Origin of the sequence: Lentzea aerocolonigenes (assembly GCF_000974445.1) — a bacterium.
Taxonomy (GTDB): domain Bacteria; phylum Actinomycetota; class Actinomycetes; order Mycobacteriales; family Pseudonocardiaceae; genus Lentzea; species Lentzea aerocolonigenes.
The window spans coordinates 256,442-267,176 of sequence record NZ_BBOJ01000011.1 but is presented as its reverse complement, the minus strand read 5'-3'; the positions used below and the strand labels follow the sequence as shown (position 1 = coordinate 267,176).

Here is a 10,735-nt window from a genome sequence, read left to right as displayed (position 1 = left end):
GCGGTTCCGACCAGTCGAGAGCCAGTGAGCTGGTCAAAGTCCTCGCGCCTCCGCGTAGTCGATGGTGTTGAGGTAGGCCCGGTGTGCTTCGGGCGTGGCCTGGAAGCGGTCGTCGTCCGGCCCGGTGGGTGCGGCGCGCCAGGCGTGCACGCGCAGCGGCCCGACCACGTAGTCCGCGCGTGGATCCAGCGGGTGCGGCACGTTGGCCACGAGAACCAGCAACGGCAGTTCGGCCAGCAGTTCGACCGAGGTGCCCTCCCCCGCCGATCCCCGCCACACGAAGGCTCCGTCGGCGTCGACCCTGATTCCCTGGAAGAAGGACACACTCGGCGGGAGGTCGCGCGGCGCGAGTCCGTGTTTGGCCGCCGCCTTGACGAACAGCGATCGACCGGCCGGGGACGGACCTTCCGGCCTGGCGTCGCCGTACTTGCGCTGGTTCCACGCCTCGGTCGTCGTTCCGCAGAACGCGTCGTGGTGTCCTGACGTGTCCCCGACGATCGTCGCGAGCACGCGGCCGTCACCCGACAGCAACGGATGCCCGGCGCCGAGGTAGGCCTGCCAGGGGATCTTCACCGTGTCGGCGAGGTTGAGCCGCTCGACCGTTTCCAGTGCGTTGTAGACGATCACGTGCGCGCACGCGTCACCGGTCGGGTCGTCGAACCGGATCCGCGTTCCCCTGGCGAGCACCTTGTGCGTGTATCCACCTGGCGCAACGGTTTCCGCCCACGTGAGCGCTTCCACACCTGGGGGGCGGTACGGGCTCGACGACGCGGGCAGGTAGGGCATCCACTCGCTCGTCTGCCCGCCTCGTGCGCGGGCGTCCGCCCTGGCGTTGAGAACGGAGTCGGTCACTCACGCCTCCTGTGCGGTGTGCGGGACGTGGCGCAGCTCGATCCGGCCGTGCAGCCGGTGTTTGCCGAGCAGGTACGCGGCGCCGCCGGCGAGGCTGAGGCCGATCACGAGCAACGCGCTCCAGCGCAGCCACCAGGTCTCGCCGGTGAGGTCGTAGATCTCCGGCCGCGGCCACAACAGGTTGACCGCCATGCCGATCTGGTAGACGACCGCGAGCGCGTTGAGCGGGATGCCCCACTTGCCGAGGCTGAACAGCGGCTTGCCGTGCTCGTCGACACCGCTCGGCCACCCGTCGGTCTTGCGGTGGCGGAGCCGGGTGACCAGCAGCGGCAACGTCACGCCGAGGTACGCGAGGTAGAGCATCGCGATGCACAGGCTCGACAACGCGGTGAAGAGCGCGGACTGGCCGATGTTGACCACGAGCACGATCGCGGCGCCGACACCCACGACGATCGAGGCGCCGACCGGCGTTCCGGTGCGCGGGGACACCTTCGCCAGCTGCCGGTGGAACGGGAAGGCCTTGTCCCTGGCCATCGAGTAGATCATCCGCGCACCCGCGGTCTGGATGGCGAGCGTGCACGCGAACACGGCCACGGCGACGCAGCACAGCAGCAGTCGGCCCAGCACTCCGCCCAGGCGTTCGGTGAGCACCCAGGAAAGTCCTGCGGTGGCGAGGTTTCCGTCGGTGAGGCTCGGCGCGGCCATCAGAGCGCCGAGGATGAGCAACGCGCCACCGATCGCAGACGCGATGAGCGCGTGCAGGATCGTGCGCGGCGTCGTCCGCCTCGGCGAGTGCGTCTCCTCGGCCAGTTCACCCGCGGAGTCGAAGCCCACCATCACGTACGCGGCCATCAGCGCCGAGGCGAGGAACGCCGGGAGATAGCTGCCCTCGCCGGTCCAGCCCTCGTGGGTGAACACGACAGCGGGACTGCGTTCGGGAAGGATGAACAACGCGAGCACGAGCACGATCACCGCGACGATCTCGACCGTGACGCCGACGCTCGTGGCCGAGGCCATGTGGCGCACGCCGGCGATGTTCACGGCGGTCGTGATCACGAGGAGGATCACGCCGAGCAGCACCGCGTTCTGCGCACCGGTCGCCGACGTCACCGAGGAGTCCGCGCCGGAACCTCCGACGATCTGGAAGCCGGACCAGATGCTCGGCAGGACGACCTGGATCGCGATCGCGGCGGCGGCCACGGTGAGGACCTGCCCGATGATCATGATCCAGCCGGCGAACCAGCCTGCCGTCGTGCCCGCCAACCGGCTGGACCACTGGAAGATCGCGCCCGAAACCGGCCACCGCGCCGCGAGCTCCGCGAAGCACAGCGCGACGAGCAGCTGCCCGGCGAAGACCAGTGGCCAGGCCCAGAAGAACGAGGCGCCACCGAGCCCGAAGCCCAGCCCGAAGAGCTGGAACACCGTGGTGAGGATCGAGACGAACGAGAAGCCCGCCGCGAAGGACGAGAACGTGCCCACGCCCCTGCGCAGCTCCTGGGCGTATCCAGGGGAACCGGTGTCACTGAGAGACGTGCTCATGGGCCCTCCCGGAGCCGGACGGAATATCTGTCGATCGACAGGTATGACTGTCTGGGCCCGGTGTTGCACGGACCGGTGACGTGCGTAAATTCCCTGTAAAACGCGCTGGCGACGGAGAAGCGCCGGGGATCTGGACGTGATGAGCCCAGCACCGACGCCTCCGGGGAGGATCGGTCACACCTGACGAGGACCGCCAGCGTTTCGGGGAGGGGCAAAACGTGTCAGCGAAGTTGACGTTGTTCGCGCACCGCTGGCAGGGTCGATTCCAGAGGGCGTCTTGACGCCGTTGGGGGATCGAGAGGAAGTCTTTTGAAGACCAGAATTCTTGCGCTCATCACGTTCACCCTGGCCGCGGTCCTGGTCGGTACTACGCCAGCGCCCGCCGCCACCGCCCAGACCGTGGAACTCGCCGCGCCGGCCGGCAGCGGCCTCCCGCCCTACGTCGCCGTCATCAAGCCGGTCACCGCGAAGCGGCTCGCGTCCAGCTGGCGCGAAGGCTGCCCCGTCGGGCCCGATCAGCTGCGGCTGATCAGCCTGAGCTTCACGGGCTTCGACGGTGCGGTGCACCGCGGCGAACTGGTCGTCCACGCCGATCTCGCGGTCGAGGTGGCCCGCGTCTTCGCCGACCTGTACTTCAACCGGTTCCCCATCGAGCGGATGGAGACCGTGGACAAGTACAACTCCGACGACGACGCGTCGATGGCGGCGAACAACACCTCGGCGTTCAACTGCCGGCCGATCACCGGTGGCACCGCCTGGTCCAACCACTCCTACGGACGCGCCATCGACATCAACACCGTGCAGAACCCGTACATCTCCCGCAGCGGCGCGGTCTACCCGCCCAACGGCGCGCCCTACGTCGACCGCACCCAGAACGCGCCCGGCATGATCCACGCGGGCGACGCCACCGAGCAGGCGTTCACCACGCGCGGCTGGACCTGGGGCGGCTTCTGGCAGACCCCGATCGACTACCAGCACTTCGAGAAGCCCTGACGGCGTTCACAACTGTTCGACCCACCGCCGGATCGCCTCGGCGGTCGTGTCCGCGTGATCGGTGAGCAGCGTGTCGTGGTCACCAGGCACGTCGACCGCGGAATGCGGCAACGGCCAGCGCGGTTTCCAGTCGCGTTCCGGGTCGGCCTCCGCCATCTCCGGTGTCGGGCCACCGCGCACCAGCAAGGTCGGCACCGGAGAGGGCTCGGGCCGCCAGCCGTCGAAGATCCTGAAGTAACCACCGCCGGCGAGCGCCACCACGTCCGCGGCGGGCTCGTCGTAGAGCTCGCTGGGACGACGTGTTTCGGCGGCCAGCAACGCGAGCGCGCGGGGGTCGTCACGGGTCACCACACCGTGGTCGGATTCCAGCAGCACCACACCGGTCGCGCCCAGGTGGGCCGCCAGAGCGTGTGCCACCAGGCCACCAGCGCAATGTCCAATCAGGACGATCGGCCGGTCCTCGGCCACCATGCGCACCGAGTCGGCCAAGGTGCGGACGAGCGTTTCCACGTCCTCCGGCATGCTTCGGTCGGCGCCGAAACCGGGGTAGCCCACCAGGAAGAGGTCGTACTCGCCCTCGAACCGCTTGCTCAGCCGGTCCGGCACCGGGTCGCCGGCCGCCAGGTAGCTGGGCAGGTAGCACAACACCGGCTCGGCGTCCCCCGCCGCGAGCCGCGTCGGCGCCACCACGTGCCGCACGCGCTCTTCGGCGGAGAACGACGGCAGCGCGTACGACGCCAGGATCCTCAGCCCCATCGCCTTGACCGGGTCCTGGTCGAGCAGGATCCGGTGGTACAGCGCGGCAGGCCGGAGGTTCGGTGCCGGATCGGCGGGGGCGGCACCGATCAGCAGGGACTGGACGTGGGTGGCGAGCCGCGGCAGTGTCGGGTGGTCGAACACCGTCGTCGGGCTCAGCCGCAGCCCGGTGACCGCTCCGATCCGGTTGCGCAGCTGCAACACCGTCAGCGAGTCGAAACCCAGTTCGGTGAAGTCCTTGTCCAGCGGCAGTGAAGCCGAGTCCGGGAAGCCGAGCACCGCGGCGACCTCGGCCCGCAGCAGCTCGGTGAGCACCGCGAGACGTTCTTCCGCCGGCACCTCGGCGAGGGTGTGGCTCCAGGTGGCCGGTTCGGCGTCCGCCGCGCCGTGGGTCAGGTCACGCAGGATCGCGGGGCGCCGGGCGTCCAGCAGGACAGGGACGAGCACGGGTTCGGCGGTGCCCATCGCCCGGTCGAACGCGGCCATGCCGGCGGCCGCGCTGAGCGGGAGCACACCGTCGTTGCGCCGCGGTGTGCTCCCGCCCATGCCACCGTCGGACTCCCACAGGCCCCAGGCCAGGGACCGGGCGGGCAGTCCGCGTGCGGTCCGGTGCCTGGCCAGCGCGTCGAGGAAGCTGTTCGCCGCCGCGTAGTTCGACTGCCCCGGCCTGCCCAGCACGCCGGCGGCCGACGAGTACAGCACGAACGCCGACAGCTCCAGGCCCGCCGTGGCTTCGTGCAGGTGCCAGGCCCCGTCCGCCTTCGGGGCGAGCACCTCCGCGAACCGCTTCGGGTCCATGGCGCTCAGCACGCCGTCGTCCAGCACACCCGCGAGGTGGAACACCGCGGTCAGCGCCGGGTCGCAGGAGGCGACGAGGTGGTCGACTGCGGCGCGGTCGCTGACGTCGCACGCCACCACGACGACGTCCGCGGCCAGCTCGTCCGCCCAGTCCGGTCGTTCGCCGCGGCGGCTCGCCAGCGTCAGGTGCCGCGCACCGTGTTCGGACACGAGGTGGCTGGCGAGGATCGCGCCCAACGCACCGGTGCCGCCGGTGATCAGCACCGTGCCGTCGCGGTTCAGCGCGAACGGGTCGCCTTCCGGGGCGGGTGCGCGGACCAGCGTCGGGGTGAGGAGCTGCCCGCCGCGCACGGACACCTGCGCCGCACCCGAGGTGATGGCGGTGTCCAGTGCGGCGTCCGATGCCGGGCGGCCGCAGAGGTCGACCAGCACCACGCTGCCGGGTTGTTCCTGCTGCGCGCTGCTCACCATCCCCCAGACCGCGGCGCCGGCCAGGTCCGGATCGGGGCCGGTGGCGTTGCGGGTGATCACGACGAGCGGGTCGGCGTGCGGCTGCTGCAGGCGGTCGAGCGCGGCCGCGACCAACTGCCGGGTGCGTTCCGGCGGCGTTCCGGTCGCCTCGACGGTGCGGGTGTCGAACACCTCGCCCGCGGGCACCGCGGGTCCGGGTGGGACCGGGATCCAGTCGAGCAGGTGCAGCGCGCGAGCGGCGATGGCGTCGGTGTGGGCGCGGCTGTCGAGGCGCCTTGTCACCAGCGATTCGATCGTCGCGACCGGCCTGCCCGCCGGGTCGGTGAGCCGGACCCGGACGTCGTCCGGACCGTTGCGGGTGATTCGCACGCGTGCCGCCACTGCGCCGGTGCGGTGCAGCTCGACGCCGGTGAACGCGAACGGGATCCGCTGCTCGTCAGGGGCCTCGGCGAGCAACGAGGCGTGCAGGGCGGCGTCGAGCAGACACGGATGCAGGGCGTGCGCGGCAACGGCCTGAGCCTCACCGCGAGGCAGGTCCACGTCGGCGAACACCTCGTCACCACGCCTCCACAATGCCGTGACAGCACGGAAAGCAGGGCCGTAGCGGTGGCCGCGCACGGCCAGTTTGCCGTAGCTGATGGGCACGCGTTGTGCGCCTGGAGGTGGCCACGTTCCGGGCGGCTCCACAGCGGACACCGCGGACCCGGTGGTCGCGGAGGCGTGTCGCGTCCAGGCACCGTCCGCAGCCGCCCAGATCGCCACCTCACGCCCGTCCACCACGACCTGGACCCGCGTTTCACCTGACAGCAGCAGCGGTTGGTGAACGACCAGCTCGTCCAGGCGGGTCGAGCCGGTCGCCTGCAACACCATGTCCACGAAAGCTGTCGCGGGCACCACCACGTCGTCGTTGACCCGGTGGTCGGCGAGCCACGGCTGCGCGGAGGTCGACAGAACGCTGGTGTGGCGCACTTCCGGGCCGTCGGCGTCTGGTTGGGGCTCGCCCAGCAACGGTGTGCGGTCCTGGGCCGCCGGCGATTGGCCGAGCCAGTAACGCTCGCGCTGGAACGGATGGGTCGGCAGGTCGCAACGACGAGCGCCGCTGTCCGCGTACACCGCCGGCCAGTCGACGGGGACGCCGCGAACGTGCAGGCTGGCCAGCGCGTCGAGCAGGGCGGCCGGCTCGTCGCCCGTGGCCACGGCGCCGTCCACCAGCACGGCGAGCGCCGCGGACGGGCCCACCTCGGTGTAGAGCGTGGCGCCGGCCTCCGTGAGCCAGTCGACCGCGTCGGCGAACCGAACCGCCTCGCGGGCCTGCCGCACCCAGTACGCGGCCTCGGTGAGCGTCTCGGACTCACGACGTCCGGTCAGCGTCGACACGAACGGCACCTCCGGCCGGTGGTAGGTGACCGACTCGGCGACCGCGCGGAACTCGTCGAGGACCGGGTCCAGCAACGGCGAGTGGAACGCGTAACCACCGCGCAGCACCTTGTGCGGACGCCCGATCCGCGCGACTGCCGCGTCCACCGCGGCGGCGGTTCCGGAGAGCACCACACCACCGGCACCGTTGACCGCGGCGATGGCGACCGGACCGTCGAGGTGTTGCGCCGCAAGTGTTTCGGTCGTCTGCACGGAGACCATGACACCTGGCTGCATCGCGGCCATCGCCCGGCCGCGCGCCGCGACGAGCCGTACCGCGTCGGGCAGCGACAGCACACCGGCGACGTGCGCCGCGGCCAATTCGCCGATCGAATGGCCTACGACATGGCCCGGCCGGACACCGTGCGCGTCGAGCAACGCGCACATCGCCACCTCGAACGCGAACAGCGCGGGCTGGGTGTAGTCCGTGCGGTCCAGCAGATCAGCGGGCAGGTCGGCCAGCGGAAGGTCGAATTCCTCGCACACGGAACGATGAGCCTCGCCAAAAGCGGGGAACGCTTCGGCCAGTTCCCGTCCCATGCCCGGCCGTTGCGCGCCCTGACCGGTGAACAGGAAGACCGGCCGTGGGTCGTGTTGTGCGATCGCCTTGCGTACCAAGGGGTTTCCGGCGCCGCGGGCCAGGTCGCGCAGACCGGCGAGCATGTCCGAGCGGTCCCCGGTGAGCACGGCGGCCCGGTGGCGCAGTGGAGCTCTGGTCGTGGCGAGCGAGTATCCGATGTCCACAACGGACTCGTCGGACAGCGTGGACGCGATTTCGGCCGCGTGAGCCCGCAGTCCGGCCTCGTCGGCGCCACCGATCACCCACGGCGCCGTCACCAGCGTCAGAGGTGGCCGGGGGTCCGGTGCGGGAGGTTCCTCGATGATGACGTGCGCATTGGTGCCGCCGATGCCGAACGACGAGACCGCGCCGCGCCGGGGCCGCTCCCCCTTCGGCCACGACGCGTGCTCGGCCACCAGCCGCACCGCACCGGCCGACCAGTCGACGTGGGGCGTGGGAACGTCCGCGTACAACGACTTCGGCAGCTCGTCGTGCCGCAGCGCCCAGATGAGCTTGATCAGCCCGGCCACCCCGGCCGCGGCCTGCGTGTGCCCGAGGTTCGACTTGACCGACCCGAGCAGCAGTGGGCGGTCCTCCGCGCGGTTCCTGCCGTACGTGGCCAGCAGCGCGGTGACCTCGACCGGATCACCGAGCCTGGTCGCCGTGCCGTGCCCCTCAACAACGTCCACATCGGACTCTTTCAGGCCCGCGTCCGCGAGTGCGAGACGGATGACTTCCTGCTGTGCCAACGTGCTGGGCGCGGTGAGCCCGTTGGAAGCACCGTCGGAGTTCACCGCGGACCCGCGCAGCACGGCGAGCACCGGATGGCCGTTGCGGCGCGCGTCCGCCAGCCGTTCCAGCACGACCAGGCCCGCACCCTCGGCCCACCCGGTGCCATCCGCGCCCGCCGAGTACGAGCGGCACCGGCCGTCCGGCGACAGCGCCCGCTGCTGGCTGAACGCGATGAAGGACCGCGGGGTGGCCATCACCGTCGCGCCGCCGGCCAGTGCCAGCGAGCACTCCCCCGCACGCAACGCCCTGGCTGCCAGGTGCAGGGCGACCAGTGAGGACGAGCAGGCCGTGTCGATCGTCATCGACGGACCGCGCAGGCCGAGCACGTAGGAGATCCGCCCGGAAGCGACGCTGCCCGCCGAGCCGAGCACCAGGTGGGACTCCATGTCGGGCTGGTTGATCTCGGAACCGTAGCCGCCGTGCATCAGCCCGACGAAAACGCCGGTGTCCGTACCGTGCAACGACGATGGCGCGACACCGGAGCGTTCGAGAGCCTCCCAGGCGACTTCCAGCAACAGCCGTTGCTGGGGGTCCATCGCCAGCGCCTCCTTCGGGGAGATCCCGAAGAACGCCGGATCGAAGCCGGCCACGTCGTCCAGGAACCCTCCACGGCGGGTGTAGGTGGTCCCGGCCCGCTCGGAGTCCGGGTCGTACACCGAGTCCAGGTCCCAGCCCCGATCGGAGGGGAAGTCGCCGGTCGCGTCGACACCGTCGCGCACCAGCCGCCACAGGTCCTCGGGCGAGCCCACGCCACCGGGATACCGGCAGCCGATCCCGACGATCGCGATCGGCTCGGTGGGATCGTTGCGCGGGGCCACGCGTTCGGTCGTTTCGACGACCGGATGGCCCAGCAGCCCGGTGAGGTGCGCCGCCAGTGCTTCGGGAGTCGGGTGTTCCCAGACCAGGGTGGCCGCCAGCCGCAGCCCGGTCCTCGCGGTGAGTCGCTGCCACAACGTCGTCGCCTGCAACGAGGTGACGCCGACGTCGGCGAACGCGATGCGCGGATCCGGCCGGGTGCCGGTGATCGCGGCGAGCTCGTCCAGCACCAGCTCGAGCGCCCCGCCGACCGGTACTGCCACCTCCGTACCCGCCTGCACCAGCGAGTCACGCAGCACCCGGCGTCGCGGCTTGCCGGACCCGGTGCGCGGAATCGCCGGGATGAACAGGACCTCCTCCGGGACCTTGTGCGCGGAGAGGACCTCGGCGCAGGCGCCGAGCAACGCGGCCGGGTCGGCCGAGTCGTCCGCGGGCACGACGAACGCCACCGGCGCCTCGCCCGTGAGCGGGTGTGGTCGCGCGACCACGGCCACGTCGCGGACGCCCGGAAGATCGAGCAGCACCCGTTCGACCTCGGACGGGTCGATCTTGTGCCCACCCCGCACGATGCGATCACTCACCCGCCCGGTGACGGTGAGGTGCCCGTGCGCGTCCAGACGCCCCTGGTCGCCGGTGCGGTACCACCCGTCCGGCATCGCCTGCGCGGTCAGTTCCGGTGCGTTGTGGTAACCGGAGATCAGACCGGGGCCGCGGACCCAGATCTCGTCGTCGGGACCGGTCAGCCGGACCTCGACACCGGGGATCGGCGGGCCGCTCGTGCCCGCCAGGCGTGGCGCGTCCGCCGGTTCGACGGCGATCATGCCGCACGTCTCAGTGCTGCCGTAGCAGTCGTGCAGCGGTGCGCCGAGCGCGGCCTCGACCTCCGTGCGCAGCGCCGCGTCGCTGGGAGCGCCCGCCGTCAGGCAGATCCGCAGCGACGGTGCATGCGTCAGGCCGGTGGCGAGCAGCTGACGGTAGGTCGCGGGCACACCGGCCAGCACCGTCGGTTCGTAGCTGGTGATCAGCCCCGCCACGGCGGCCGGATCCCGGCGGGTGCACACCCGCGCGCTCGCACCGGCCACCACGATCCCCAGCAGGCACAGGGAATGGGCGAAGCTGTGCGCCATCGGCAACGGCCAGAGCAGCCGGTCCCGCTCGGACAGCCCCAGCACCGGCCCGTAGCAGTGCACCGGTGACCACAGGGCCGCACGCTGCGTGGAGACCGCCGCTTTCGGCGTGCCACCCGTGCCGGAGGTGTAGATCAGCCATGCGGGTTCGTCGAGTCCGAGATCGTCGCGCGGCCGCCCCGCCGTCCCGGTGGCGAGACTGTCGAACTCCACGACCCGGTCGTGGCCGAGCACCGGCACCCGATCGGTCACGACCAGGGCCGGTTCGCAGTCGGCGAGCAGCGCTGTCAGTTCCGCGTCAGTGGTGTGTGGACTGATCAGCACGCCGACCGCCGCCGCCCTGGTCACGGCCAGCAACGCCTCCACCAGTGCCACACCGTCACCGAGCACGAGCGCGACCCGGTCGCCGCGGCCGACACCGAGCCCCGCGGCGAGCGCCGCGGTCCTGGCCTCCAGCTCACGCCAGGTCACTGCCCGGAAATCGTCCTCGTACGCGACCTTGTCGCCGTGCAGGAGAGCGTTGTCTTTCAACAGCTCGGGAAGAGGACGAACAAGCACGCGAACCCCCGATGAGTTTCTGCGGCTGTGAACACCGCAAATCCCATGTTGCCCGAAT

Annotated in this window: 4 protein-coding genes; 1 reads left to right on the top strand and 3 read right to left on the bottom strand. The window is 71.1% G+C overall.

The window, feature by feature from the left end; translation table 11 throughout:
• Positions 1-33 precede the first annotated feature (33 nt).
• Both AOM45_RS22450 and AOM45_RS22445 read right to left on the bottom strand, forming a co-directional pair.
• A complete protein-coding gene (locus AOM45_RS22450) occupies positions 34-852 on the bottom strand; it encodes an urea amidolyase associated protein UAAP1 (protein WP_030465375.1) in 819 nt (272 codons plus the stop codon).
• Positions 853-2,391 (bottom strand): amino acid permease, encoded by a 1,539-nt coding sequence (locus AOM45_RS22445; RefSeq protein ID WP_051782783.1) that lies wholly within the window; start codon positions 2,389-2,391, stop codon positions 853-855.
• A gap of 309 nt (positions 2,392-2,700) precedes the next feature.
• Between AOM45_RS22445 and AOM45_RS22440 the strand changes: the two genes are divergently transcribed.
• Positions 2,701-3,384 carry a M15 family metallopeptidase gene (locus AOM45_RS22440; protein ID WP_030465373.1) on the top strand — a complete coding sequence of 228 codons (684 nt, stop codon included), beginning with the start codon at positions 2,701-2,703 and terminating at the stop codon, positions 3,382-3,384.
• A 6-nt stretch (positions 3,385-3,390) separates the two neighbouring features.
• On the opposite strand, the gene AOM45_RS22435 is transcribed toward AOM45_RS22440, so the two are convergent.
• On the bottom strand, positions 3,391-10,677 hold the full coding sequence (locus AOM45_RS22435) for a type I polyketide synthase (protein ID WP_030465372.1): 7,287 nt from the start codon (positions 10,675-10,677) through the stop codon (positions 3,391-3,393).
• Positions 10,678-10,735: the final 58 nt, after the last annotated feature.

Coding starts and splice junctions, on each gene's coding strand:
- AOM45_RS22445 (WP_051782783.1), bottom strand. CDS start 2,391: ATGAGCACGTCTCTCAGTGACACCGGTTCCCCTGGATACGCCCAGGAG.